This is a genomic window from Parasulfitobacter algicola, assembly GCF_013315265.1.
In the GTDB taxonomy this organism is placed as follows: Bacteria; Pseudomonadota; Alphaproteobacteria; order Rhodobacterales; family Rhodobacteraceae; genus Parasulfitobacter; species Parasulfitobacter algicola.
The window spans coordinates 679904-704290 of sequence record NZ_JABUFE010000001.1 but is presented as its reverse complement, the minus strand read 5'-3'; the positions used below and the strand labels follow the sequence as shown (position 1 = coordinate 704290).

Here is a 24387-nt window from a genome sequence, read left to right as displayed (position 1 = left end):
CATCAGAACCGGTCAAGCAAGCGGCGCAGATATTCCAGTTCGATTTCAGACCGACCAGTTTCGCTGGACCGTCTGCGGATTTCATCAAGCAGGTTTTGCGCCCGGCGATAGACATCTTCGCCCTGCAGCATGTTTTCTTCCGTACCAGAAGTTCGACCACTTTCATTAAGGCTGCGCCCCAGCGGGTCACGACGCTGTGGTTGCGCCTCGCCCGTGCGTGCCCCTTGCCCATTTTGATTGTTTTGCTGCTGTTCGTTCTGCGCCATGGCATTGCCCAGATTACGCATGCCTTCGCGCAAGGCGTCCATTGCTTCGGCCTGGTTATCAATCGCACCTGGAAGATCGTTGTTACGCAACGCTTCTTCTGCTTCACTCATGGCGCGACCTGCACGATCCAGCGCCTCGCGGGCGGCATCACCTTCGGCCGTTCCAGCACCTGGCAGATTATTACGCTGTCGTTCTAGTTCGCGGCTTAGATTTCGCTGGCGATCTGCCAAGCCTTCTTCGGCGCTTTGTTCGCCAGATTGGCCCTGACCTTCGCCCTCTTCGCTACCGCCTTCGTGGTTCTGCCCTTGACCCTGACCACCGTTGCGGCCTTGATTTTGCTGATTTTCACCCGTACCGGCATTCGGGTTATATTGTTCTTGAAGATCGCGGAATGCCTCGTCGCTTAGCCCTTGCTGGCTGCGCAAACTGTCGGCCAGACCTTCCATCGCCTCTTGCCCCGGGCCACCTTGACCGGGTTGAGACTGTGCGGTCTGCATATTTTCCATCATCTGGTTCAGTTGGTCCAAAAGCTCTTGCGCTTCGGCCATGCGACCTTGTTCCATCAGCTCTTGGATCTGATCCATCATCTGCTGTAATTGATCTTCAGTGATCGTGACGGTGTTCTGATTTTCAGCAGATTGCTGATCGCCATTCTGCGGATTTTGCTGGGCCAATTGGCGCATATAATCGCGGGTCGCATCGCGCAACTCTTGCATCAGTTCTGCAATTTCTTCGTCACTGGCACCGTTCTGTATCGCCTCAGAAAGCCGTTCCTGCGCCTGGCGCAATCTTTCGGCCGCATTCGACAGATCGCCTTCTTCCAGAAGAACGGCCAGATCCCACATCGCTTCGGCAATTTCTTCTTGATGTTCTGTCTTCAAGCCAAATTCGGTCATCGTTTCCAGACGACGCAAGATGACGCGTAAACGAAGATAGGCCGTTTCGGAATCAAACACTTCATCGGGTTTATAGGATACGGCGCGCAAAACCTGCGCCACACGTGGCGCATTTTCGCGGGTCCACAATAAATCACGACGCTGTTCGATAATGGCTGAAGCCATCGGATCAAAAAACCGGCGTCCAGGCAGAATGATTTCAGCAATCTCGGACTGTCCGATTTGACCCTGTTCATCGCGAACATTAAGCTGCAAAGTGACTGGCAAGTTCGCAAAAGGATGCTGTGAGAAATCTTCGATCAAAGTTTCTTCGAAACTGCTGCGATCACCCGAAATTGTAATAGGCAAATCAACGACAATCGGCTCGCGCGTTTCGGGGTCAATCTGCAAACCATGACGCCGTTCAATATTTGCGATATCCAGCGCAATCGTTGCTGTACCCGACATCACGCCATAATCATCTTCGGCCATGAACGGTTGTTGCATCTCACCACTGGGTTGCCGTTTGACCGGCCCAGTGACCGAAACAATTGGCGCTGCGTCGGGCAATATGGTGACCGCCCATTCAGCGCCATTTTGGCCAGCGATTGCAAGTATTCCGCTTTGCGTAATCTCAAAATCATGCGCCATTGCAGGGGGTTCATCTTCGGCAAGCGCTGGTAGATTTGCGACAGATTGCTGTAACTCAAGCGCGCCGACCTCGCCGTAAAACCGCAACGTAATGCTGCTGCCTTCGGGGACCTCAAGGCCCCCTGGCGGAATATCATTCAGATAAAGCGTCGGTTTGCCGGTATAGAATGGCGGCTCAACCCAGCCTTCCCATGTTGCGCCCGCTGCCAATGCTTCGGTCGTTGGGGTCATGCCGCTTACGCTGCTGACGCGATAGATCGATCCGAACAGCAATGCTGTGACAAAAGCGATCAGTGCGACATAACGCAAGGCAAACGGATCACGATCAGAAATTTCCAAGTTTGGATCAACGGGCCGCGCCGCACTTGCGCGTTCCTTCATGCGGACCAAATGGGCCTGCCAGACCTGTTCTGATGCCATATCCCCAGCACCGATGGCTTGTGTATCATTCAGTGCGGAAATCGGCCGACCGGCCATAGTTGCATCAATACGGTCCAACGCCTCGGGCAGTGTGGGCCAGCTGAATTGGCGAATACCGCGTACAAATGTCCAAGCGGCTGCGACGACAAATGTGACCAGACCACCCCAGACGACTTCCAATGGCAACTCGTCGTGCCACCCCATCATCAAACACGCCAAACTCGCGAACATAACGGTCCAGAACGGCCAAAATGAATGGGTTATGCGTTCTGCAATGATACCAAAGCGCGTCAGCGTCGCCGCACGGCGCGTGGATTTAGGAAGCAAAGACTGGTCTAACATCACGTCTCCGGGGGCTAGAAAGCGCAGGATAGCGTTATAGCCATACAGGTATGGTATCGCGTTTTATCATATCGTCAAAGGTCGGACGTGCGCGAATAACTGCAAATTGATCATCCTGGACCAAAACTTCTGGAATCAGAGGCCGTGAATTGTATTCGCTGGACATAACAGCGCCATAAGCACCCGCCGACCGAAATGCGATCAGATCGCCCGCCAATACCGGCGGCATCATCCGCTGTTTTGCAAACGTATCGCCCGATTCGCAAACCGGACCAACGATGTCGTAAGCCGATTGATCCACACCCGGTTTCGGTTCGATCACCGGGATAATATCGTGATAGGCCCCATACATTGCAGGCCGGATCAGATCATTCATCGCGCCGTCCAAAATCAGAAAGTCGCGGTCTTCGCCGGATTTCAGATAGATAACTTTTGTCACCATAATCCCCGCATTACCCGAAATCAGACGCCCCGGTTCAATCTCAATCTCACAGCCCAGATGGCCGACCGTGCGTTTGATCAACGCGCCATATTCTGTAGGCAGCGGTGGCGCATCGTTTGAGCGCGTATAAGGAATGCCAAGCCCACCACCCAGATCAAGCCGCATGATGGTGTGACCGTCAGCGCGCAGTTGTTCTGTTAGTTCCGCGACCTTGGTATAGGCTAACTCAAATGGCTCAAGTTCGGTCAATTGCGATCCGATATGCACGTCGATGCCGATAACCTGAAGGCCTGACAGTTTTGCAGCCAGGGCATATACTTCACGAGCACGCGAAATCGGGATGCCAAACTTATCACCCTTTTTCCCGGTCGAGATTTTCTCGTGCGTTTTTGCATCCACATCCGGGTTGATGCGCACAGTGATAGGGGCAATCACACCCAGACTTGTGGCAACCTCACTTAGTGCGTGCATTTCAGGTTCAGATTCGACATTAAATTGACGAATGCCACCTTCAAGCGCCATGCGCATTTCATCTTGGGTCTTACCGATGCCCGAAAAGACGATTTTGTCGCCTGGCACACCGGCCGCTTTGGCCCGTGCATATTCACCGCCAGACACCACATCCATACCTGCACCAGCACTGGCCAGAAGCTTTAGGATGGCCTGATTGCTGGCAGATTTCATCGCAAAGCAGACCAGATGATCCATTCCCTCCAATGCATCATCAAACAGTTTGAAGTGCCGCAGTAATGTCGCGGAAGAATAGCAATAAAACGGCGTTCCCACCTGTGCTGCGATATCTGCTACAGACACATCTTCGGCAAACAGCGTGCCGTCACGATACAGAAAATGATCCATCAGCGAACGGGTCGCGAACGCAGGAACAAATACAGCGGCAAACCGCAGCTGACCCCGATACAGAAGGTAGCCGGAATAGCGACCAATGCAATCCAGTTTTTGCGGACGGATACTTCGGCAATAACAAAGACCGTCAGGGCGATAGCTGCAATCGTTAGATCCCAAACCAAGCCGCTGCTGGCCGCATTCACATGCCATGCATCAACCATCGCCGACAGGCTGAAGCCATTTGCCAGAAACCAGCTCATGAAATAATACATTGGATGGATGGTGCCCCAGATGGCCAGCACCAGATATAACATGCGTAAAGGTGACATCAGTTAGATCCCACCACACCGACTTCGGCACTGCCACTGACCGTAATGCCGGGTTCAGTCTTGGGCTGCTGAGACGGGCCACATCCAGCAAGTACAACAATCAAAATCAATGCTCTCACAAACTTATCCCCACGCCTGTACCGAATGTTCCTATTTTTACGTTTACGGGGCCTTTTTCGACACCAACAGCAGCACCAGATCGCACTTTATCGCCGTTCGTCCAGACACCTGCATCAAATGTGGGGCGTGTCGGTTCGCCGTCCACCCCGCAGGCAGAAACAGTTATGAAAGCCAGAAGCATCAGTCGTTTCATGCCAGTATTCCTTTCCAACGCACAATTTGTTCGCGCACCTGTGCCGGGGCTGTGCCACCGTAACTTGTGCGTGACGCAACCGAATTATGCACGCCCAATACATCAAAGACATCCTGTCGGATACCATCGTGAACAGATTGCATATCTTCAAGTGTCAAATCCGGCAGATCACAGTTTTTTTCTTCGGCCAAAGCCACCAAAGATCCTGTGATATGATGCGCATCCCGAAATGGCAGCCCCAATTCACGCACCAGCCAGTCGGCCAGATCAGTGGCGGTGGAAAATCCGCTGCTGGCGGCCGCCTCAAGGCTTTCGCGATTGGCCTGCATATCCTTTACCATCCCTTCCATCGCGGCCAAGGCCAGCATCAGGTTATCCGCGGCATCAAAGGTCTGTTCTTTATCTTCCTGCATATCTTTGGAATAGGTCAACGGAAGCCCCTTCATCACCATCATCAGCGCGACATTGGCCCCGAAGATACGCCCGATCTTGGCGCGGATCAGCTCGGCCGCGTCAGGGTTTTTCTTCTGCGGCATGATCGAGCTGCCAGTGGAAAACCGGTCTGACAAAGTGACAAAACGGAACTGGGCCGAAGACCAGATCACCAGCTCTTCTGCCATGCGGGACAGATGCATCGCGCAAATACTGGCGCAGCTAAGAAATTCCAGCGCAAAATCACGATCACTGACAGCGTCCAGCGAATTGGCGGCAGGTCTGTCGAAACCAAGGGCGTCGGCTGTCATATTGCGATCAATCGGAAAAGACGTGCCGGCAAGCGCTGCCGCCCCCAAAGGGCTTTCGTTCATCCGTTCACGCGCATCGCGGAAGCGCGACAGGTCGCGCCCGAACATCTCAACATAGGCCAGCATATGATGGCCCCAAGTTACAGGTTGCGCGGTCTGCAGATGTGTAAACCCCGGCATCACCCAATCGGCGCCACTTTCGGCCTGCGCAAGAAGCGCTCGGCAGAGTGCGACGAGCGCTGCGTCTACCGCATCAATCTGATCGCGAACCCAAAGCCGAAAATCTGCCGCCACCTGATCATTCCGACTGCGGCCCGTGTGCAAACGCCCCGCGGGTTCGCCAATGATCTCTTTTAGCCGCGCCTCGACATTCATGTGGATATCTTCCAGCGCTTTGGAAAATTCGAATTTCCCTGTTTCAATCTCTGACAAGACCGTGAGAAGGCCTTTCCGGATCGCATCTGCATCACTATCACTGATGATGCCACAGGCCGCCAGCATGGCGGCATGGGCCCTTGAGCCGTCAATATCCTGGCGCGCCAACCGCTTGTCGAAATCGATCGAGGCATTAATTGCCTCCATGATCGCATCCGGCCCGGCGGCAAAGCGTCCGCCCCACATCTGGTTTGAGGTTTTTGTCATCGTCAGCCCTTCGGAGGGAAAATGAAATTTATTACGTCAGCGCTTGTCTATACGGCCCTTTTGTTCGGTGCAAACACCGCGTTTGCAGATGCTGAATTGGAAGCCCTGCGCGAAGGCACGATGAAAAAGTTGATGTTCCACTCTGCCCCGGCTGATGTATCAACGACGGGTTTTGTGACAAAGGACGGTGGTGAAAAGACGCTGGCCGACTATCAGGGGAAATACGTAGTTCTGAATTTCTGGGCTACATGGTGCGCCCCATGTCGTAAAGAAATGCCGATGCTGTCCGAGTTGCAAACAGAATTCGGTGGCGATGACTTTGCCGTGGTCACACTTGCGACGGGACGAAATTCACCGATGGGTATTTCCAAGTTTTTTGGCGAAATCGGGGTAAACAACCTGCCTGAATATCGTGACCCCAAACAAGCCGTTGCCCGCGACATGGCCGTTTTGGGGTTGCCAATCACGGTGATTCTAGACCCCAACGGTCAAGAAATTGCCCGAATGCGCGGCGATGCCGACTGGAACAGCAACAGCGCCAAAGCAATTATTGCAGCACTGCTTAATCGCGGATATTAAGTTTTGCGACATCAGCGTGACGTGGGCAATGGGTGACATGATCGTTCACCATACCCACCGCCTGCATGAAAGCATAAACAATTGTTGGACCACAGAACTTAAAGCCTTCTTTCTTAATATCCTTTGAGATTTTCTGCGATAATTCGGTCTGTGCTGGCACATCAGCAAGCGTTTTCCATGCGTTTTGCAACGGCGCACCGCCCATGTAATTCCAAAGATACGTATCAAAGCCTTCGCGCTGTTCAATTTTCTGCCAAACGCGGGCATTGGTGATCGTGGCTTCGATTTTGCCACGATGGCGAATAATACCTTTGTTTTGCAACAGCTTTTCAACTTCAGGTTCGCCCCATGTCGCTATGATGTTGGGATCGAAATCAGCAAAAGCTTCCCTGAAATTATCGCGTTTTTTCAAGATCGTGATCCACGACAACCCCGCCTGAAATCCATCAAGAACCAGTTTTTCCCAAAGCGCGCGACTGTCCCATTCGGGCAAACCCCATTCGGTGTCATGATAATCGATATAAATCTCTTCTTTACCCACCCAGCCACAACGTTCACCCATCACGCAGTCCTTTTTCGTTCAAATTGTATATGTTTACGGCATTTTAGAACATCCAAGGCATGAATGTTTGTGCAGATTGGTGCAAGGGGTGCCGCGTTATGTCGAATAAAAATAAGCCTGGTAAATCTATGGATGCAGCGCAAAGCCCATTGGATTTTGCACTTGGGCAACGCGACAATGCAACTTTGCATATGGTTAAGAATGCGCTTCAGCATAAAGAGGCGATGTTGGCTTATCAACCTGTCGTATTAGCCAATGACCCGGGCCAGATTGCCTTTTACGAAGGGCTAATTCGCGTATTGGACTCAACCGGTCGTACGATCCCTGCGGGGGAATTCATGCCCCTTGTGGAAACCCATGAATTGGGCCGCATGATTGATTGTCTGGCGCTTGAAATGGGGTTGAACGCGCTACTGGCTGAACCCAGCATTCGCCTGTCTATCAATATGTCGGCGCGATCAATCGGTTACATGCGCTGGATGCGAACCCTTGAAAACGGTCTGCGCGAAGATGAAACCATCGCAGAACGTTTGATTTTGGAAATCACCGAAGCATCCGCCATGATGATGCCGGAAGTCGTCATCAGCTTCATGGACGAATTGCAACAAAAAGGCGTTTGTTTTGCGCTGGACGATTTTGGGGCCGGATATACAGCCTTTCGTTATCTGAACGAATTTTTCTTTGATATTCTGAAAATCGATGGCCAGTTTATTCGCGGCATCCACGCAAACCCGGACAACCAGGTTTTGGTGCGTGCGTTGATTTCCATTGGCAGGCAGTTTGAAATGTTCACAGTTGCCGAAAGCGTTGAAGGACCGCGTGATGCTGCGTTTTTACGACAAGCTGGTATCGATTGTGTACAAGGCTATCATCTGGGCGCGCCAACAACATCACCGGTCTGGCGGCAAGATGGCAAAATAAAACAGCGTGCTTAACCTGTAAATACCACCGTCTACAACACGTTCTGCCTATTGCTCTTACTCTGCCAACAGCTTACCTCTGCGTTAAGCGGCGGGGGTCAAGGGGCGCTTTTCATGTGATGCTCTCTTCGTCTGAACTGGATGAATAGAAGAGGGAATCACCTATGACAAACGTTGTTATTGCATCAGCAGCACGGACCGCAGTCGGTAGTTTCGGTGGAAGTTTTGCCAATACACCGGCGCATGATCTGGGTGCCGCAGTTCTGGAAGCCGTAGTCGACCGCGCCGGGATCGACAAATCAGAGGTGTCAGAAACTATTCTGGGGCAGGTTCTGACAGCCGCACAAGGCCAGAACCCCGCGCGCCAAGCTCATATCAATGCGGGTCTTCCCATCGAATCTGCGGCATGGGGCATCAATCAGGTTTGCGGATCCGGCCTGCGCGCTGTGGCACTTGGCGCCCAGCACATTCAGTTGGGTGACGCCTCTATTGTGGCAGCAGGCGGTCAAGAAAACATGACACTTTCACCCCATGCCGCCCACTTGCGTGCGGGTCATAAAATGGGTGATGTCAGCTATATCGACACGATGATCCGCGATGGCCTTTGGGATGCTTTCAACGGCTATCATATGGGGCAAACTGCTGAAAATGTTGCCGAAAAATGGCAAATCAGCCGTGATCAGCAGGATGAATTCGCCGTCGCTTCACAAAACAAGGCTGAGGCCGCGCAAAAGGCGGGCAAGTTTGATGATGAAGTCATCGCCTTTACCGTCAAAAATCGTAAGGGTGATATTGTTATCGATAAAGACGAATACATCCGCCACGGGGCAACCATGGAGGCGATGCAAAAACTGCGTCCGGCTTTTGTAAAGGATGGATCGGTCACGGCCGCCAATGCTTCGGGTTTGAACGATGGGGCTGCAGCAACATTGTTGATGAGCGTCGAGGAAGCTGAAAAACGCGGTATCGAACCGCTGGCACGCATCGCAAGCTATGCCACTGCGGGTCTGGATCCCGCAATTATGGGCGTTGGCCCTATCCATGCATCGCGCAAGGCGCTTGAAAAAGCGGGCTGGTCAGTCGGTGATCTTGATCTGGTCGAAGCCAACGAAGCCTTTGCCGCCCAGGCCTGTGCTGTGAACAAAGACATGGGTTGGGATCCAGCCATTGTGAATGTGAACGGCGGCGCCATTGCAATCGGCCACCCCATCGGGGCCTCGGGATGCCGCGTGCTGAATACGCTTTTGTTCGAAATGCAGCGGCGCGATGCGAAAAAAGGTCTGGCCACGCTTTGTATTGGCGGCGGTATGGGCGTGGCGCTTTGCGTTGAACGCTAACTGATCCAGATCAGCGGCGGCGCGGGAGGCGTCGCCGCTGAGATAAGAAATAACCCAAAAACGGAGGAGAGATATGGGACGTGTTGCACTTGTGACCGGCGGTTCACGCGGAATTGGCGAGGCGATTTCCAAAGCGCTGAAGGATGCAGGCTATACTGTTGCCGCAACCTATGCCGGGAATGATGAAAAGGCGGCAGCTTTTACAGAAGCTACTGGAATTAAAACATATAAATGGGACGTTGGTGATTATGATGCCTGTGCTGCTGGCATCGCTAAAGTGGAAGAAGACAATGGCCCAGTTGACGTTCTGGTTAATAACGCCGGGATTACCCGCGATGCGATGTTCCATCGTATGACGCCGCAACAGTGGAAAGAGGTGATCGACACCAATCTGTCCGGTGTTTTCAACATGACCCATCCGATTTGGCCCGGTATGCGGGATCGTAAATTTGGCCGCGTGATCAACATCAGCTCGATCAACGGACAAAAAGGTCAGGCAGGTCAGGTCAATTATTCTGCTGCGAAAGCAGGTGATCTTGGCTTTACCAAAGCGTTGTCACAAGAGGGGGCGCGGGCCGGAATTACGGTTAACGCCATTTGTCCCGGCTATATTGCGACCGAAATGGTAAAAGCCATCGACGAAAAAGTGCTGAACGAAAAGATTATTCCACAGATACCCGTGGGTCGTCTGGGTGAACCCGAGGAAATCGCGCGCTGCGTAGTCTTTTTAGCTTCGGACGATGCAGGGTTCATTACCGGATCAACGATCACAGCCAATGGCGCACAGTTTTTTGTATAAATGAAAAGGGCCGGCATCTAGACCGGCCCTTTTACTTCCGTTTGACTTGCAACGATCAGCGGGAAGGTCGTCCAAATAGCCAAGCCCAGGCGTTGGCCACCATTTGACCACGCAGATCATGGGCGGCTTTGATTGCATTATGTGTGCGGGTGTCTGTTGCATTTTCTATCATGTCGGTATCCTCTGGATCAGTAATTCTTAACTGTACCCAATATGTTATTTTTTGAATGAACTGACAAACGAGACTTTTCAAAGCATGAGTTAAGTTATACTTATGTGAAATGACGGATCGACTGCCCCCATTAACCGCCCTTCGTGCCTTTGATGCTGCCGCGCGCCATATGTCTTTTGCAAAGGCTGCCGCTGAATTAAACATCACCCCTGCCGCGTTAAGCTTTCAAATCAAATCGCTTGAAGAACACTTGGGGCAGCCCGTTTTTCGCCGCCTGAATCGCGCCGTTGAACTGACTGAAGCCGGGCGTACGCTTGCACCGGGTGCCGCGGATGGATTTGCGACACTGACCACCGCATGGCGCAACACAAGGCGTCTGCAAGATAATACCACCCTGACGGTTACCGCCGGGCCTGCTTTTACCGCAAAATGGCTAGCCCCAAGACTGTATGATTTTGCGCAAGACCACCCCGAAATTGAATTGCGCCTGTCGGCCAGCCTGCGGATTATGGATTTTACACGTGACGAAATCGACGTTGCCATTCGCTTTGGCTATGGACCGGATGACGGTTTATTTTCGCAAAGATTGGCTGACGAATGGATGACGCCAGTGATGACGCCCGAACTGGCAAAACAGGTCAAGACGCCATTGGATCTGGCTGAAATCACTTTGTTGCATGATGACAGTATTCGGTTTTTGAAACCTAGTTGTGACTGGGCGGCGTGGTTCAAGGCTGTAGATGTGAATGTGGATAGCAGCCATGGTCCCCGCTTTAGCCAAGCAGACCATGCGATTGATGCGGCGCTGACTGGCACAGGTGCGGTGCTAGCACGCATATCGTTGTCGCATAAAGAGCTGTACGATGGCCGTCTAGTTGCGCCCTTTGCAACCGCCTTAACCACAAAAGCCCATTTTCGGTTCATTTGTCCAAAGGGAGCCGAAACACGCCCACAGATCAAAGCTTTCTTGGTTTGGATAATGAAAGAGGCTGAAAAAACCCGCAGTTTTGAAGAAGGTCGCAATTTCATTGCGTCCGAGGATATCCAAGGATGACCAAACACAAAGCGACGATGATCGGGTTTATCGCCGTTCTTTTGTGGTCGTTACTTGCCCTTTTCACCAAAGGTTCAGAACCCGTACCGCCGCTGCAGCTGAATGCAATCTGTTTTGCAATAGGCGGCACAATTGGTGTTACTTGGCTGATAGTCACTAAAGAAATCAATACGTTAAGGCATGTTCCAATACGCGTTTATGTTTTTGGGACAGCTGGTCTTTTTGGATATCATTTCCTGTACTTTTCAGCCTTGCGCATGGCCCCTGCTGCCGAGGCTGGGTTGATTGCCTATCTATGGCCTTTACTTATCGTTCTTTTTTCAGGTTTTTTACCTGGTGAACATCTGAAATCCGGCCATGTCATCGGGGCGCTTATCGGCTTTGCGGGGGCGGCTTTGATTGTTCTGCGTGGGGCTGACGGGTTTGACAGTGACGCATTACCGGGGCTTGGGCTGGCCTTTTTATGTGCAATCACATGGGCGGGATATTCCGTTTTATCACGAAGACTTGGCGCAATCCCGACATCGAGCGTGGCTGTGTTTTGTATTTTGACCGCTGTCTTGTCAGCTGCCGCGCATATGGTCATTGAAACGACAGTCTGGCCAACCGATCAGATTGGGTGGGTATCAACAATCCTGTTGGGGCTTGGCCCCGTCGGGTTCGCATTTTATGTCTGGGATATCGGTGTCAAAAAGGGCGACATACAATTGCTTGGCACTGCGTCTTATGCCGCACCGCTTTTATCAACTTTGGTTTTGGTTTTGGCTGGGTTTGCAACTGCAAGTGTGACACTTGTATTGGCGGCCTTGCTGATCACCGCAGGTGCGGCGCTGGCAGCTAAGGCCAGCGCTTGGCAGTCTTAGTTGGCCGAAAGGCGTTCGATCTGCTCTTTCAACTGAAGTTTCTGTTTCTTCAGCGAGGCAATCGTCAGCTGGTCAACACCCGGACTTCGTTGGGCCTGTTCAACCTCGGTTGAGAGATGTTGGTGTTTCTTCCTGAGTTCCTCAATATGGGATGTCAGGGCCATCGGCATTCTCCTCTCAGTTATATGAACATTGGTAGTGCACCATAGATATAGGTACGTGTCACGCCGCAGGTGCATAATTATCAAAAAGATTTTACTAAATTATGTGATGTTGACGGCGCACTAACGCTGCATCAACAATGGTGCCGCATCTCGCAGCACCGCGCGAATTTCAGATCTATAACTTTCACGATCGCCATCATGTTTATCGCCATCATGCAGAATCAACGGGGCAAGCAATTGCGCAGGCGCGCGTGACGCCTTTTGTGACTGAACAATAACAAGTTTCGCTGGCCGTCCAGAACGGGCCGCGATAGGTAAAATCGTAACAGCACCCAAACGTGTATCACAGGCCGCCATGAGGTCGGGCAATCTTTCGGCCCGTTGAATGAATGTCATGTGGCCCTTCGGCTTCAGCCGCTTTATCGCAATATCGACCCAGACATGCAGCGATGTATCGCCAGACCGCGCAATATCACGCCCCGCGTTATCGGATTTTGTGCCATCTTTATAATAAGGCGGATTGGCGATCACATGATCAAAGCTTTGATTGCGCAAATCGGTAGGCATCGACGCCAGATCACTTTCGACAACCGTCAGATCAACATTGTTTTCAGCAGCGTTGCGGCGGGCCAGATCAGCATAATCAACCTGCAATTCGACGCCTGTTATTTTTAATCCCGCAATACGCGTGGCAAGACAAATAGCCGCAACCCCAACCCCGCACCCAAGTTCAAGTACTGTATCGCCAGCTTTCGCGGGAACGCTGGCTGCCAGCAAAACCGGGTCAACACCGGCACGATAACCATTAGCCGGCTGCCAGACCGAAAGCTTGCCCCCTAAAAATGCATCTTGCGTCAGATTGGTCATTCTGACGTATGGATATCATTGTCCGTCATGGCCCGCACCGCCATCCAATGATCCTTTGATCTTACCATTAATCGCCGCGGCATTATGCCTATGGATCCTTCAAGGACGCTCATATTTACGTCCATTTCAAAGCAGTCTATACCCTCACCTTCAAGGAGCGCTTTGGCAAACGCGATGATTGTCGGGTCGTTGGTGCGAAGAAGCTCTTTCATCCTTGTGACATAAGGGCAATAAACCCGGATTGTCGACCCAAGTGAACGGATACGTGATGAGCCTGGATCAAGCCGCTGTCAAACCCCATGAACAGTTAAACGCTGCCCTTGAAACGGAAATGGGCCGGGTCAATGATCTGATCCGCGATCGTATGGCATCAAAGCACGCCCCGCGTATCCCCGAAGTAACGGCCCATCTAGTCGAAGCAGGTGGCAAGCGTCTGCGGCCAATGCTGACCTTGGCCAGCGCAAAGATGTGCGGCTATGATGGGGATTATCATCTGAATCTGGCCGCAGCAGTTGAATTTATTCACACCGCAACCCTGTTGCATGATGATGTTGTGGATGAAAGCGGTCAGCGACGCGGGCGACCAACAGCCAATCTGCTTTGGGATAACAAATCTAGCGTTCTGGTTGGCGATTACCTGTTCGCCCGCTCATTTCAATTGATGGTCGAAACCGGTAATCTGCGGGTTTTAGACATTCTGTCCAATGCCGCTGCCACGATTGCCGAAGGGGAAGTTCTGCAACTGACGGCCGCGCAAAATCTGGCAACGGACGAAGCGATTTATCTGCAAGTGGTTCGCGGCAAAACCGCAGCCTTGTTTTCCGCCGCGATGGAGGTTGGCGGCGTCATCGCCGAAATAGATCATGTCCAGGTACAAGCCCTGTTTGATTATGGCGATGCCCTTGGGATTGCATTTCAGATCGTGGACGATCTGCTTGATTATCAAGGCCAAACCGCAGCGACCGGTAAAAATATCGGTGACGATTTTCGCGAACGTAAATTAACATTACCCGTGATCAAAGCCGTTGCATTGGCGTCGGATAAGGAACGTGCCTTTTGGATTCGGACGATCGAAAAGGGTGATCAACGCGATGGTGATCTGGATCATGCTTTGGCGCTTTTGAACAAGTACAATACATTGTCCGCCACGCGGGATGATGCCTTGGCCTGGTCGGAAAAGGCGAAAACCGCGCTTCAATCCGTACCAGATCACGAAATCCGCCAAATGCTGATTGATCTTGCCGATTATGTGGTGGCGCGCGTTAACTGACTTTGGGCATTGATCGCGCTGATTGGTCACCCAACATGCAGGATTTGACCCACCAATCTGGATATTCTTTCCTGATCACCTTCGCGGCTTGATCAGATGTTTCGCCGTTGGGATAAAGCGCAAAACAAGTGGCGCCTGATCCAGACATGCGCGCAATCAGACATTCATCTGTATCATTCAATGCATTCAGAACATCATCAATCACAGGCGCGATTTCTTTTGCAACTGCTTCCAGATCATTGCGTTGATCCTTTAGCCAGCCAGCCAAATCTGCAGCATGTGTAAATTGCGGCAAAGCGTCGAGCATTGGAGCGTTATCTTTTTGTTTCAACGACTTGAATACATCTTGCGTTGATACAGCCACACGGGGATTAACCAACAGCGCTGACACAGGCGTGAACGTTTCGATCATCTGAAGTTTGTTACCAATGCCAGTCGCCCGGCAAGGCGCGCTAAACAGGCACATTGGAATATCAGCGCCAAGTTTGGCAAGCGCTTCAGTTTCGGCCACCAGATCATCACTTAGTACTTTGCCGTCATGTTCCGCCCAAAGCGGCACCAGCCCGCGAAAAGCAGCGGCAGCATCCGCAGATCCGCCTCCAATTCCCGATGCAACAGGCAATTTCTTGATAAGCGTAAAGGATGCCCCTTGATCTGTCTTAAAGATATCGGCCGTCTTCAGGATCAGGTTATCCGCATCCGCAGACAGGCCATCACCTTCGGCACCATTGATCTTAAGGGAAACAGCTTCACCAGGCCCGATCTTTACAACATCGCCGACCGAAGCGAACGCCACAAGGCTGTCGATCAAATGATATCCGTCGTCCCGCTGGCCGGTAATATGAAGCGTCAGGTTGATCTTGGCGGGCGCAAAAACTTTGACAGAGGTCGTCTTTTTATCTGTCATAGGCCCACCAGTTGTAGTGTGATCAGTTCTGTTCGTTTGCTAGTTGTAACGGATCAGCACCTTCTTCTGCAAGCACTGCGTCCAGGCCAATTTCCAGTTTCCGGCGAATGCGCTTTGTTTCTTCCTGATCGGGATCAAAAGACAACGCACGGTTCCACTGGAACTCTGCTTCGGTCTTGCGACCAACGGCCCAATATGCATCACCAAGATGATCGTTCACAATGGCATCTGTTGGCATTAGTGCGGCAGCACGTTCCATCTGAACGACGGCCTCGTCAAAACGGCCAAGTTTATACAAAACCCAGCCAAGGCTATCGATGATATATCCGCTATTGGGGCGCGCCGCAGCGGCTTGTTCGATCATGCCCAAGGCTTCATCCAGCTTGATTTGCTGCTCGACCAGGGAATATCCCAGATAATTCAGAACCTGTGGCTGTTTTGGGTTCAGCTCAAGCGCTTTGCGAAAGTCAGCCTCGGCAGCATCCCACTGATCCAGGCGTTCATTTGTGATGCCGCGTGCGTAATACATAAACCAGTTGGCGCGGCGCGGTTCTTTGGTCAGATCAACGGCCTGATCATAGGCTGCAATCGCTTCCTCATAACGGTTCATAAATCGCAATGTATCCCCCAGCGTCACATGAACGTCTGGTATTTGCGGGTGGCTTTCAATCAATTGTGTCAACACCTCGACCGCGGCATCCTGATTGCCCGCACGGCGCAAAGATTCAGCACGCCCCAATTCGGCCGTATGGAATGACGGGTGATTTCGCGGGACACGATCATATGTGGCTGTTGCCAGCTTGTAACGATCCAGTTTTTCCAAAAGATCCGCAGACATCAATATCGCATCAACATGATCAGGGCGCAGATGCTCAGCAGCACGTGTGTATAGCAACGTATAATCTTCTGCAGCGTCACCAGACAATGCGGCGGCAATTGTAAAGAAAACCTCAGCCATACCATCGCGGGGCGTTGTCACGTATGTGAAATCCAACATGCTGCCCGCTGACAATTCATTATGAATCGCTTGCAGATCAGGGGAAAGATCCGCACCAAACAAATCATCCAGCATCGCGATTGCATCAGAATTTCTGTCAAGATGGCTTAAAATTTCTGCATGTGCCATAATGCCACGACGGGTTTTGTGCAAAGGTCCCGCTTGAGCACTGGAAAAAATCGCCTCGGATGCTTCAAAATCACCAACAGAGGCTAAAGCCAATGCCTTGTGATAATATGCAAAACTTCTTAACCCTGCAGATCCACCAATATTATCAAAGGCATCGATGGCCTCTGACACGTTTCCATCGCCCATCTTGGCCCAAGCCATGATCAAACCATCGATCAGCGGCCCAATTTTGCGACCCGCTTCAATATCATCGGATAATTGACTGAAATTACCTTTTGCAGATTGATCAACAGCACGAACGATATGCGCGACTTGGCTTTGAATGCCAGCTTCTTGCATTTGCAAGGCAAGCGTTGCGGCTTTGTCCATTTGACCCAGTTTCACAAAGGCTGTCATGGCATTTTCAAGCAGCTCTGCATTTCCTGGATCTTGCAAAAGCGCCTGCACATAAAACCGTGCCGCATTTTCATAATCACTGTGAAACGTCGCATGGCGGGCCGAAAGATAGGCACCTGACGGACTGTCCGCCATAACGGGAACTGATGAAAGCAGACCAACGGTGGCCGCGGTAAGAATGCGAAGAGGGCGTAATGGCACGTAAGACTCCTGTGGCTGCTTGGATTTAAGCTAGTCAGCGATTCTATTCCAAACAATCCTTGCAACCCAAAAAGGCGGCAATGTGTCTTCAATCTTACATATTTGGGTAATTTGGCCCGTCGCCCCCCTGGGGTGTTGCCCAATTTATGTTCTGACTGGGGTCTTTTATATCACAAGTTTTACAGTGCACGCAGTTTTGGAAGTTGATGACAAAGCGCGTATCCTTGCCCTCTTCCTCGACAAACTCATAGACACCGGCCGGGCAATAACGTGCCGAGGGGCCTGCGTATTTCGGCAGGTTTATGTTCACCGGGATCGACGGATCAAGCAGTTTCAGGTGTGCCGGCTGGCTTTCTTCGTGGTTCGTCATCGAAAAGCTGACATTGGTCAAGCGATCAAAACTTAGCGTGCCATCTGGCTTTGGATAGTCGATCACTTTGTGGTCTTCAGCCAGACCTGTGGCTTCGGCATCGGATTTGCCGTGTTTCAGCGTGCCAAATACCGAAAATCCGAACAGGTTGTTCGTCCACATATCAAAGCCGCCCAAGGTCAGTGAAGCCATCAGGCCAAATTTCGACCACAGCGGCTTGACGTTGCGCACGCGTTTCAGGTCCTTGGCAATCGGACCGGTGCGCAGGCTGGTTTCATAGGCCTCAAGCGTATCGCCGGCGCGGCCCGCCTTGATTGCCTCATGCGCAGCTTCGGCCGCGGCAATACCCGACAACATCGCGTTATGGTTCCCCTTGATCCGCGGCACATTGACCAGACCTGCAGAACAACCCAACAGCGCCCCACCGGGAAACGCGACCTGCGGGATCGACTGCCAGCCGCCCTCGGAAATCGCGCGCGCACCATAGGCCACGCGCTTGCCGCCCTTCAGCAGTTCGGCCACCATCGGATGATGTTTAAACCGCTGGAATTCCATATATGGAAACAGGTGCGGATTTTGATAGTTCAGGTGCACCACAAAACCCACATAGACCTGATTATTATCCAGATGATAGATAAACGACCCACCACCGGCGTTGCCGCCCAAAGGCCAACCCATCGTGTGGGTCACAGTGCCTTCGCTGTGCTTTTCGGGGTCGATTTCCCAAATCTCTTTCATCCCCAGACCGAACTTCTGTGGATCTGAATCCTTGGCCAGATCGAACTTGACCATCACCTCTTTGGACAGCGACCCGCGCACGCCTTCGGACAGGAAGACATATTTGCCGTGCAGCTCCATCCCCGGCTCATAGCCGTCAGACGGCGTGCCATCGGCGTTCAGGCCAAACTCACCGGCCACAACGCCCTTGACGCTGCCGTCCTCGGCATAGACCACTTCGGAACATGCCATACCGGGGAAAATTTCGACGCCCAAAGCCTCGGCCTGTTCGGCCATCCAACGACAGACGTTGCCCATGCTGACAATATAATTACCGTGGTTGTTCATCAGTGGTGGCATCACGATATTCGGGATACGCATATGACCCGCTTCGCCCAGCATATAGAAATTGTCTTTTTTGACCGGAACAGTGATCGGGGCGCCTTTTTCTTTCCAATCCGGGATCAAAGCATCCAATCCACACGGGTCCAGGACCGCACCCGACAGGATATGCGCGCCAACCTCGGACCCTTTTTCCAACACCACCACGTCCAGACTGTCATCCAGCTGCTTCAGCTTGATCGAAGCCGATAGACCCGCAGGCCCTGCGCCGACGATTACAACATCATATTCCATGGTTTCGCGTTCGATATCGGCCATTTTGGCTCTCCTCTTGGGCGTAGCTGGTCCAGGTCTTCGCAAAGTCGTATCTTGAAGACTTTCCCACGGTCAATTGTGACACAGCGTTATATGGATGCAAATGGGCAGGTGGCAGCGATTTATAGATAAACTGCGACACTATATCCTTGTTCATTTGGACGATTTGCCAAAACTGGCACAATTACGCGAAAATATTTTAGTTTTATGTATCACTACAACAGATCAAAGCATAAAGCCCCTTAAGAGTGTCACGTGGCTTTGCAAAAGGTAATATAATGTGCGAAATTATCTGATTTTCTTAGCTATTATCGCAGTATTTCTGCCGGGCTGCACAACGCATTCTGTAGCTGAAAATCAAAAGAACGCAATGCAAATCAAAGTCAATGTTGACGTTCCAAGGCAAGTCAATGGGCATTCCATCAATCCTGAAAACCCTGAATATTCCGGCGCATTTCACTATGTACGTCTTGTATTTGCAAATACTGGAAATACAACTGTTGAATTTCCTGCACAGGCTATCGTTCAACAAGTATTGCGTCGCTATAAAAACAACGACACTGGCGACAGTCAGGATTTCTATATAAACGAACCACCCTTTGATACGTTTCAATCTGTAAAATTACAAAGCGGCGAAACATGGACTTATGGATTAGGGTTCGAATATCCTGATACGTTTTTTAGAAAAAACGAAAAGCCAAATAGCCTTTTGATTTGCGCGATCTGGGATAAAAAATCCCTGAACACAGAAATTTACCCGCCCGGCAGCTATGATTGGGCAGAAAGCTTTGAGGCATGCGAAGAAGTTAGCCTGGTTTATAAATAGGTCGTTAAATTTCTGAAATTTACAGCGCTACTTTCGCATTTCCCTTGCAATCGCGGGTCCACTGCGATTGTCTGTATTGATCATACAAGCCAAGTATCGTTTTAAACCAGTAACCTCAGAAGACATCTTATGGAAAAGATACCGTTAACCCGTGCGGGTCATACCCGCCTTGATGAAGAATTGAAACGTCTGAAGTCCGTTGAACGGCCTGCCGTGATCAAAGCGATTGCAGAAGCGCGTGAACATGGTGATTTGTCGGAAAACGCCGAATATCATGCCGCCCGCGAAAAACAGAGCTTTATCGAAGGCCGTGTTAAAGAGCTTGAGGCAATCTTAAGCCGGGCTGATGTGATTGATACATCCAAAATGTCAGGACCGATTAAATTTGGCGCCAATGTCACATTGGTGGATGAGGATACCGAGGAAGAAAAGACCTATCAGATTGTGGGTGAACCCGAGGCTGACATCGAAAACGGGCGTTTGAACATAAAATCGCCGTTGGCACGCGCACTGATCGGCAAAGAAGAAGGCGATAGCGTCGAAGTGCGCACCCCGGGTGGAGAGCGCGCTTATGAAGTGGTAAGCATTGCGTATTCTTGACGCAATTGCAGGCTGGCATGGCCAAAACCGATAAAACAACTCTTGATCTGATGGATCCAGCGAAACCCGCTGTCATCACCTCGACCGAGGTGATCGCGGCGGGTCTTAGTGTGGTGTGGCTGACCGGATCATTGATCTTTTTCTGGATATTAGGTCCGTCATCGCAAGATACAGACGGGCTGATTGTTTTGATGTTGATCCTGGCCGTTATACTGCCCATCGCAATGATCTGGGTTGCAGCATCAGCCGCGCGATCCTTACGGATCGTTCGACAGGAAAGCGAACGCCTGCAATCCGTGATCGACGGAATGCGCCAAACTTATATCCGCGAACAGCAAATGGCGCGGATGAAAGTTCAGCCACCCCAAAAACCCATTGAAGCCATAGAAAAGATCAAAAGCGAAGGCACACCGGTTGCGTTTTCATCCACAAGAGCCCAGCCAGACGTGCTTGAACAAGAAGGCGATCAGGCACTGCTTGAGTTGGATGTGACACACAATGATCCGGGCCCGCCGCTTGAAACTGATGATCTGATCCGCGCATTGCATTTTCCCGAAGATACCGAAGACGAACTTGGCTTTACATCTTTAAGACGCGCCATGAAAAACCCGCGCGCCGGAAAACTAGTCAGGTCAGCCCAAGATATTCTGACCCTTCTTAGCCAGGAAGGAATTTATATGGACGATCTGAAGTACGATCGTGCCCGCCCCGAAATTTGGCGCCGATTTGCAGAAGGCGAACGCGGCCCAGTTATTTCGGCACTTGGTGGCGTGCACGACAGATCGTCACTGGCACTGGCTTCAAAGCGAATGCGCGAAGATCCGGTTTTTCGCGATACAGCGCATCATTTCTTGCGTTTGTTTGACAAAATGCTTCTGGATTTTTCCGAAACAGCGACAGATGCTGAAATCGCCAGACTGTCTATTACGCGCACTGCGATTGCATTTATGCTGCTTGGTCGTGTGACCGGTACGTTCAGCTAACTCTTGGAAAATATGATATGACCCTGAAGCAAATATGTTCCACAGCAGTTTCAAAGCTATCAACTATTACAAGATACCTTTTGTTAAAACATAATACATACTTTGTCATACCCTGCATAATTTTACTTTCCTTGACTGCTGTTTCAGATGCAAAAACTCTTTTAAGACCCGTCGCCCGATCAGTGGAAATTGGTAAGGTTTTTGATGACGGCACATTTCGTGTCAAAGAGGACACTGTCCCCTACATTTACAGGCTATGGGGTGTGCAGCCTGATGTTGATCATTTTCGGACCTTGGTTAAAGGGCAAACTCTTGAATGCTATGATGCCGGAAAATCCTTATCCCCAAGACGTACTATTATCATAATCCTGAACTGCAATATGAATTCTGAAACTACCCCAATTTCCATATCCCAGCATTTGGTTCAATCTGGAAATGGGCGTGAATTATGTATTGAAAGCCGAAACTGGTTCAAGACTTGTGAATGAAACAGCGCTAAAAGCTGACAAAACTCTAGATACCAAAACTTCCAAACGGGATGTAACGCACCATATCACCTGGTTTGATATCGCGTGCCTGATCTTCGATTTCGACGAACCCGTCTGCCCAGCTTAACCCGGATATACGGCCCGACCCTTCGGATTTGAACACCTTTGCATGTCCCTGATCATCCAACCTGGCGCGCAAATATTCGCGCCGTCCCGGTTTTTTGGATTTCGCAAAAGCGGCTGGTACCTGAAACCCGACCGGTGCGGGCCATTCAGCACCTGCAAGCCCCAACATGGCGGGGCGCGCAAAAATCAGCGCACAGGTAAAAGCCGCCACAGGATTGCCCGGCAATCCAAAGACCGGCGTCCCCTTCCACATTCCCATCGCCAGCGGTCGGCCCGGCTTTACGGCAATACGCCACAGCGACATGGATCCAGTTTCATTCAGTAAGGCCGACACATGATCTTCGTCGCCAGCAGACGCCCCGCCAGATGTTAAAATCACGTCTGCTTGCGCGGCCTGATCAAAAGCCTGACGCAGTTTTTCCGGATCGTCCGATATGCGACCGATATCAACCGGCTCAAACCCCCATTGGCGCACCAACGATATTAGCATCGGACGGTTGGCATCATAAATCTGACTGTCACTCGCGTTTTCACCGACTGTTCGTAATTCATCGCCCGTCGATAAAACCGCAACCTTCAATCTTTCACGCACGTCGACGCGATCAACGCCGGTCGCGCTTAACAAAGCCAGATTTGCACCGGTCAAGACACGTCCAGCTTTCAGGACAATGGTGTCTTTTTCGACATCCTCGCCAGCCATACGGGTATTGGCGCCGCGCTTAAGTGGTCCATGAAAGGCGATTTTGCCGTCCGATAGCGTTACATCTTCCTCAAGCACGACCGTGTCCACGCCATCCGGCACAACTGCACCGGTCAGAATGCGTACCGCGTGACCTGTGGGAACCGTTCCATCATAGGGCACACCCGCCGCCGCACGACCATCGATCAACGGCATAATATTTGGGCCGTCGCTGGTGCCACTTTGCGCAAACCCATACCCATCAACCGCCGAATTTGGCAGTGGTGGATTAGACCGTCGCGCATGAACGTCTTTTGACAGAACCCGTCCCGTGGCTGCGGGAACAGCGATTGTTTCAACCGATGTCACGACAGACACCCTTTGACGAAGCTGATTTAATGCATCATCAACGGGGGTCCAATGCACGCCGGGCGGCAAGGCAAAACAGTCATTTTTCAAGGGTGGTGGCGTTATATTTTGTTCTGCACTATGACCTGCACCCAAAATCCAACCTTCTTCCCGGACGACACGGTTAGCGTTTGGCAAATTTGGTATTGCCTTGAAAAAATCTGTCAGATGGCCGCTTTTTTGAAGTCGCGCAAACGCTTCACACATGCCACGCACCTGAACGGCATCTTCGATATCATAAATATCGCTATTGCTTTTCCAGCTGTAATCCAAAGATGGAAACGGGTTTTTATGCGTCAGCATCGACGGATAAATCTCAACCAGAGTGATTGGTGCTGTACCCAAATTCCAGCCCGTTTCCAATGGCCAGACTTGCAGTTTATCGCCGTAACGCTTGCGCAAGGCTTGCAACCTTGGCAATCCTAATAATGTTTGCGACCCGACAGAACCTGTCGTGAACAGCTTCCATACGGGCTGCGCTGACCGAACGACCTGTTCCGCTTGCCGTTTTATAGCAAGCTGCACGTCAGGGGTTCCTTTTTTCTGTGACAAGTTGGGGCCTTCGGCATTTGCAGGACATCCCCACAACGGCCCGTCGCCTATAAATTTCAAATTGATCTGCGCTGCGATATCAAAGCGGTTGTTTTGATTTTTCTCATCATCTTCAATATGCTTTGCAAGCCATTCCCACACAGCCAACGCATCTGGCTTGCCAGTCAGTGTTTCAGCAAACCCGTTTGGATAGCCAAAGGCAAAATCAAAACCCAAAAGCACAGAATGTTCTGCAGAAATAGCCTTGTCCAACAGATCATAAAGAACGTGCATCGCATTATGACGCGTGCGGCAGTACATTGGCACCTTATCATCATGACCAATGTAAATTGCATCTTTGGTCGGTTTTTTCGGCGATGGTTGCGATCGGGCAGACCAATCAACCATAATAAAGCTATCAAATGTCACAGCCCGACCTCGGCCAGAATGAAATCAGCAATTGCTTTGGTGTCATTCAGATCAAACACAGGGCGATCCAGATCAAGGGACGTATCGCTGGCCACCGCCATCACCGTCTTATCCAGGATTAGGTCTTGCCCGGTTTCCGCACGGTGCGCTTCGATCTTGGGATGGAAATCGCGCTTGTATCCTTCGACCAAAATCAGATCGACAGGGGCCAGTTTAGTTAACAGTTCAGACAGCGGTGGTTCGTCCTGATCCCGCAATTCATGCATCAATGCCCACCGTTTTGAAGACGCCAGCAGAACCTGTTGGGCACCAGCGACACGGTGGCGATGGCTGTCTTTACCTGGCTGATCGATATCAAAATGATGATGGGCATGTTTCAACGTCGAAACGCTGATGCCCCGGCGCGTGATATCCGTTACCAGACGTTCCATCAGACCCGTCTTTCCGGAATTTTTCCAACCAACGACGCCATAGATTTTCATAGCC

Annotated in this window: 25 protein-coding genes; 10 read left to right on the top strand and 15 right to left on the bottom strand. The window is 51.3% G+C overall.

What is annotated here, in order from left to right; all coding sequences use genetic code 11:
• Positions 1–2 precede the first annotated feature (2 nt).
• Genes HRQ87_RS03450 through argH form a run of 6 tightly spaced genes read right to left on the bottom strand, consistent with a single transcriptional unit; the run spans position 3 to position 5870 of the window.
• Positions 3–2555 (bottom strand): TIGR02302 family protein, encoded by a 2553-nt coding sequence (locus HRQ87_RS03450; RefSeq protein ID WP_174135213.1) that lies wholly within the window; start codon positions 2553–2555, stop codon positions 3–5.
• Positions 2556–2589: 34 nt separating this feature from the next.
• A complete protein-coding gene (gene lysA / locus HRQ87_RS03445) occupies positions 2590–3855 on the bottom strand; it encodes a diaminopimelate decarboxylase (protein WP_174135212.1) in 1266 nt (421 codons plus the stop codon).
• Entirely contained in the window at positions 3855–4172 is a 318-nt protein-coding gene (locus HRQ87_RS03440; RefSeq protein ID WP_174135210.1) for a DUF2834 domain-containing protein, read from the bottom strand. Before HRQ87_RS03440 ends, lysA begins: the two co-directional genes overlap by 1 nt.
• Positions 4172–4291 carry an argininosuccinate lyase gene (locus HRQ87_RS03435; RefSeq protein WP_174135209.1) on the bottom strand — a complete coding sequence of 40 codons (120 nt, stop codon included), beginning with the start codon at positions 4289–4291 and terminating at the stop codon, positions 4172–4174. Before HRQ87_RS03435 ends, HRQ87_RS03440 begins: the two co-directional genes overlap by 1 nt.
• On the bottom strand, positions 4288–4485 hold the full coding sequence (locus tag HRQ87_RS03430) for a hypothetical protein (protein ID WP_174135207.1): 198 nt from the start codon (positions 4483–4485) through the stop codon (positions 4288–4290). The genes HRQ87_RS03435 and HRQ87_RS03430 overlap by 4 nt, the downstream gene beginning before the upstream one ends.
• The gene (gene argH, locus HRQ87_RS03425; RefSeq protein WP_174135206.1) at positions 4482–5870 is read right to left on the bottom strand and encodes an argininosuccinate lyase; all 1389 of its coding nucleotides are present in this window, start codon (positions 5868–5870) and stop codon (positions 4482–4484) included. Before argH ends, HRQ87_RS03430 begins: the two co-directional genes overlap by 4 nt.
• A 21-nt stretch (positions 5871–5891) precedes the next feature.
• Between argH and HRQ87_RS03420 the strand changes: the two genes are divergently transcribed.
• Entirely contained in the window at positions 5892–6449 is a 558-nt protein-coding gene (locus tag HRQ87_RS03420) for a TlpA family protein disulfide reductase (RefSeq protein ID WP_174135204.1), read from the top strand.
• Here the strand turns inward: HRQ87_RS03420 and HRQ87_RS03415 are convergent.
• Positions 6433–7011: a DNA-3-methyladenine glycosylase I gene (locus tag HRQ87_RS03415; protein WP_174135202.1), complete on the bottom strand. Its 579-nt coding sequence runs from the start codon at positions 7009–7011 to the stop codon at positions 6433–6435. The two genes, HRQ87_RS03420 and HRQ87_RS03415, sit on opposite strands and share 17 nt — an antisense overlap.
• Before the next feature lie 98 nt (positions 7012–7109).
• Between HRQ87_RS03415 and HRQ87_RS03410 the strand changes: the two genes are divergently transcribed.
• The 5 genes from HRQ87_RS03410 to yddG all read left to right on the top strand — a co-directional run bounded on the left by HRQ87_RS03410 (position 7110) and on the right by yddG (position 12156).
• Positions 7110–7946: an EAL domain-containing protein gene (locus HRQ87_RS03410; RefSeq protein ID WP_174135200.1), complete on the top strand. Its 837-nt coding sequence runs from the start codon at positions 7110–7112 to the stop codon at positions 7944–7946.
• A 149-nt stretch (positions 7947–8095) separates the two neighbouring features.
• The gene (locus tag HRQ87_RS03405; protein ID WP_174135199.1) at positions 8096–9268 is read left to right on the top strand and encodes an acetyl-CoA C-acetyltransferase; all 1173 of its coding nucleotides are present in this window, start codon (positions 8096–8098) and stop codon (positions 9266–9268) included.
• 73 nt (positions 9269–9341) lie between these two features.
• Positions 9342–10067, top strand: coding sequence for an acetoacetyl-CoA reductase (phbB, locus tag HRQ87_RS03400; RefSeq protein WP_174135197.1), 726 nt, complete (start codon positions 9342–9344; stop codon positions 10065–10067).
• 281 nt (positions 10068–10348) lie between these two features.
• On the top strand, positions 10349–11293 hold the full coding sequence (locus tag HRQ87_RS03395; protein WP_174135195.1) for a transcriptional regulator GcvA: 945 nt from the start codon (positions 10349–10351) through the stop codon (positions 11291–11293).
• Positions 11290–12156 carry an aromatic amino acid exporter YddG gene (gene yddG / locus HRQ87_RS03390; protein WP_174135194.1) on the top strand — a complete coding sequence of 289 codons (867 nt, stop codon included), beginning with the start codon at positions 11290–11292 and terminating at the stop codon, positions 12154–12156. The genes HRQ87_RS03395 and yddG overlap by 4 nt, the downstream gene beginning before the upstream one ends.
• On the opposite strand, the gene HRQ87_RS03385 is transcribed toward yddG, so the two are convergent.
• The 3 genes from HRQ87_RS03385 to HRQ87_RS03375 all read right to left on the bottom strand — a co-directional run bounded on the left by HRQ87_RS03385 (position 12153) and on the right by HRQ87_RS03375 (position 13399).
• Entirely contained in the window at positions 12153–12320 is a 168-nt protein-coding gene (locus HRQ87_RS03385; RefSeq protein WP_174135192.1) for a YdcH family protein, read from the bottom strand. The genes yddG and HRQ87_RS03385 overlap by 4 nt on opposite strands.
• 120 nt (positions 12321–12440) lie before the next feature.
• Positions 12441–13187, bottom strand: a complete 747-nt coding sequence (locus tag HRQ87_RS03380) for a tRNA1(Val) (adenine(37)-N6)-methyltransferase (protein WP_174135191.1) — start codon at positions 13185–13187, stop codon at positions 12441–12443.
• Positions 13184–13399, bottom strand: coding sequence for a putative signal transducing protein (locus HRQ87_RS03375; protein ID WP_174135189.1), 216 nt, complete (start codon positions 13397–13399; stop codon positions 13184–13186). The genes HRQ87_RS03380 and HRQ87_RS03375 overlap by 4 nt, the downstream gene beginning before the upstream one ends.
• A 56-nt stretch (positions 13400–13455) precedes the next feature.
• Here HRQ87_RS03375 and HRQ87_RS03370 point away from each other — a divergent pair, with 56 nt between their 5' ends.
• Positions 13456–14457 (top strand): polyprenyl synthetase family protein, encoded by a 1002-nt coding sequence (locus HRQ87_RS03370; RefSeq protein WP_174135187.1) that lies wholly within the window; start codon positions 13456–13458, stop codon positions 14455–14457.
• Here the strand turns inward: HRQ87_RS03370 and HRQ87_RS03365 are convergent.
• From HRQ87_RS03365 to HRQ87_RS03355, 3 genes are all read right to left on the bottom strand, one after another.
• Entirely contained in the window at positions 14450–15364 is a 915-nt protein-coding gene (locus HRQ87_RS03365; protein WP_174135185.1) for a 4-(cytidine 5'-diphospho)-2-C-methyl-D-erythritol kinase, read from the bottom strand. The two genes, HRQ87_RS03370 and HRQ87_RS03365, sit on opposite strands and share 8 nt — an antisense overlap.
• A 22-nt stretch (positions 15365–15386) precedes the next feature.
• Complete coding sequence (locus HRQ87_RS03360) at positions 15387–17087, bottom strand: tetratricopeptide repeat protein (protein WP_343035126.1); 1701 nt, start codon at positions 17085–17087, stop codon at positions 15387–15389.
• Positions 17088–17181: 94 nt separating this feature from the next.
• Positions 17182–18834 carry an electron transfer flavoprotein-ubiquinone oxidoreductase gene (locus tag HRQ87_RS03355; protein WP_174135183.1) on the bottom strand — a complete coding sequence of 551 codons (1653 nt, stop codon included), beginning with the start codon at positions 18832–18834 and terminating at the stop codon, positions 17182–17184.
• Between the two features lie 367 nt (positions 18835–19201).
• Here HRQ87_RS03355 and HRQ87_RS03350 point away from each other — a divergent pair, with 367 nt between their 5' ends.
• From HRQ87_RS03350 to HRQ87_RS03340, 3 genes are all read left to right on the top strand, one after another.
• Entirely contained in the window at positions 19202–19657 is a 456-nt protein-coding gene (locus tag HRQ87_RS03350) for a hypothetical protein (RefSeq protein ID WP_174135181.1), read from the top strand.
• Between the two features lie 129 nt (positions 19658–19786).
• Positions 19787–20257, top strand: coding sequence for a transcription elongation factor GreA (gene greA / locus HRQ87_RS03345; RefSeq protein ID WP_174135178.1), 471 nt, complete (start codon positions 19787–19789; stop codon positions 20255–20257).
• A gap of 17 nt (positions 20258–20274) precedes the next feature.
• On the top strand, positions 20275–21240 hold the full coding sequence (locus HRQ87_RS03340) for a hypothetical protein (protein WP_174135176.1): 966 nt from the start codon (positions 20275–20277) through the stop codon (positions 21238–21240).
• A gap of 513 nt (positions 21241–21753) precedes the next feature.
• Here the strand turns inward: HRQ87_RS03340 and HRQ87_RS03335 are convergent.
• Both HRQ87_RS03335 and mobB read right to left on the bottom strand, forming a co-directional pair.
• A complete protein-coding gene (locus tag HRQ87_RS03335; RefSeq protein ID WP_343035125.1) occupies positions 21754–23901 on the bottom strand; it encodes a molybdopterin-binding protein in 2148 nt (715 codons plus the stop codon).
• On the bottom strand, positions 23898–24383 hold the full coding sequence (mobB, locus tag HRQ87_RS03330) for a molybdopterin-guanine dinucleotide biosynthesis protein B (RefSeq protein WP_174135174.1): 486 nt from the start codon (positions 24381–24383) through the stop codon (positions 23898–23900). Before mobB ends, HRQ87_RS03335 begins: the two co-directional genes overlap by 4 nt.
• Between the last annotated feature and the right edge of the window lie 4 nt (positions 24384–24387).

Coding starts and splice junctions, on each gene's coding strand:
- HRQ87_RS03450 (WP_174135213.1), bottom strand. CDS start 2,555: ATGTTAGACCAGTCTTTGCTTCCTAAATCCACGCGCCGTGCGGCGACG.
- lysA (WP_174135212.1), bottom strand. CDS start 3,855: ATGGATCATTTTCTGTATCGTGACGGCACGCTGTTTGCCGAAGATGTG.
- HRQ87_RS03440 (WP_174135210.1), bottom strand. CDS start 4,172: ATGTCACCTTTACGCATGTTATATCTGGTGCTGGCCATCTGGGGCACC.
- HRQ87_RS03430 (WP_174135207.1), bottom strand. CDS start 4,485: ATGAAACGACTGATGCTTCTGGCTTTCATAACTGTTTCTGCCTGCGGG.
- argH (WP_174135206.1), bottom strand. CDS start 5,870: ATGACAAAAACCTCAAACCAGATGTGGGGCGGACGCTTTGCCGCCGGG.
- HRQ87_RS03420 (WP_174135204.1), top strand. CDS start 5,892: ATGAAATTTATTACGTCAGCGCTTGTCTATACGGCCCTTTTGTTCGGT.
- HRQ87_RS03415 (WP_174135202.1), bottom strand. CDS start 7,011: ATGGGTGAACGTTGTGGCTGGGTGGGTAAAGAAGAGATTTATATCGAT.
- HRQ87_RS03410 (WP_174135200.1), top strand. CDS start 7,110: ATGTCGAATAAAAATAAGCCTGGTAAATCTATGGATGCAGCGCAAAGC.
- HRQ87_RS03405 (WP_174135199.1), top strand. CDS start 8,096: ATGACAAACGTTGTTATTGCATCAGCAGCACGGACCGCAGTCGGTAGT.
- phbB (WP_174135197.1), top strand. CDS start 9,342: ATGGGACGTGTTGCACTTGTGACCGGCGGTTCACGCGGAATTGGCGAG.
- HRQ87_RS03395 (WP_174135195.1), top strand. CDS start 10,349: ATGACGGATCGACTGCCCCCATTAACCGCCCTTCGTGCCTTTGATGCT.
- yddG (WP_174135194.1), top strand. CDS start 11,290: ATGACCAAACACAAAGCGACGATGATCGGGTTTATCGCCGTTCTTTTG.
- HRQ87_RS03385 (WP_174135192.1), bottom strand. CDS start 12,320: ATGGCCCTGACATCCCATATTGAGGAACTCAGGAAGAAACACCAACAT.
- HRQ87_RS03380 (WP_174135191.1), bottom strand. CDS start 13,187: ATGACCAATCTGACGCAAGATGCATTTTTAGGGGGCAAGCTTTCGGTC.
- HRQ87_RS03375 (WP_174135189.1), bottom strand. CDS start 13,399: ATGAAAGAGCTTCTTCGCACCAACGACCCGACAATCATCGCGTTTGCC.
- HRQ87_RS03370 (WP_174135187.1), top strand. CDS start 13,456: ATGAGCCTGGATCAAGCCGCTGTCAAACCCCATGAACAGTTAAACGCT.
- HRQ87_RS03365 (WP_174135185.1), bottom strand. CDS start 15,364: ATGACAGATAAAAAGACGACCTCTGTCAAAGTTTTTGCGCCCGCCAAG.
- HRQ87_RS03355 (WP_174135183.1), bottom strand. CDS start 18,834: ATGGCCGATATCGAACGCGAAACCATGGAATATGATGTTGTAATCGTC.
- HRQ87_RS03350 (WP_174135181.1), top strand. CDS start 19,202: ATGCAAATCAAAGTCAATGTTGACGTTCCAAGGCAAGTCAATGGGCAT.
- greA (WP_174135178.1), top strand. CDS start 19,787: ATGGAAAAGATACCGTTAACCCGTGCGGGTCATACCCGCCTTGATGAA.
- HRQ87_RS03340 (WP_174135176.1), top strand. CDS start 20,275: ATGGCCAAAACCGATAAAACAACTCTTGATCTGATGGATCCAGCGAAA.
- mobB (WP_174135174.1), bottom strand. CDS start 24,383: ATGAAAATCTATGGCGTCGTTGGTTGGAAAAATTCCGGAAAGACGGGT.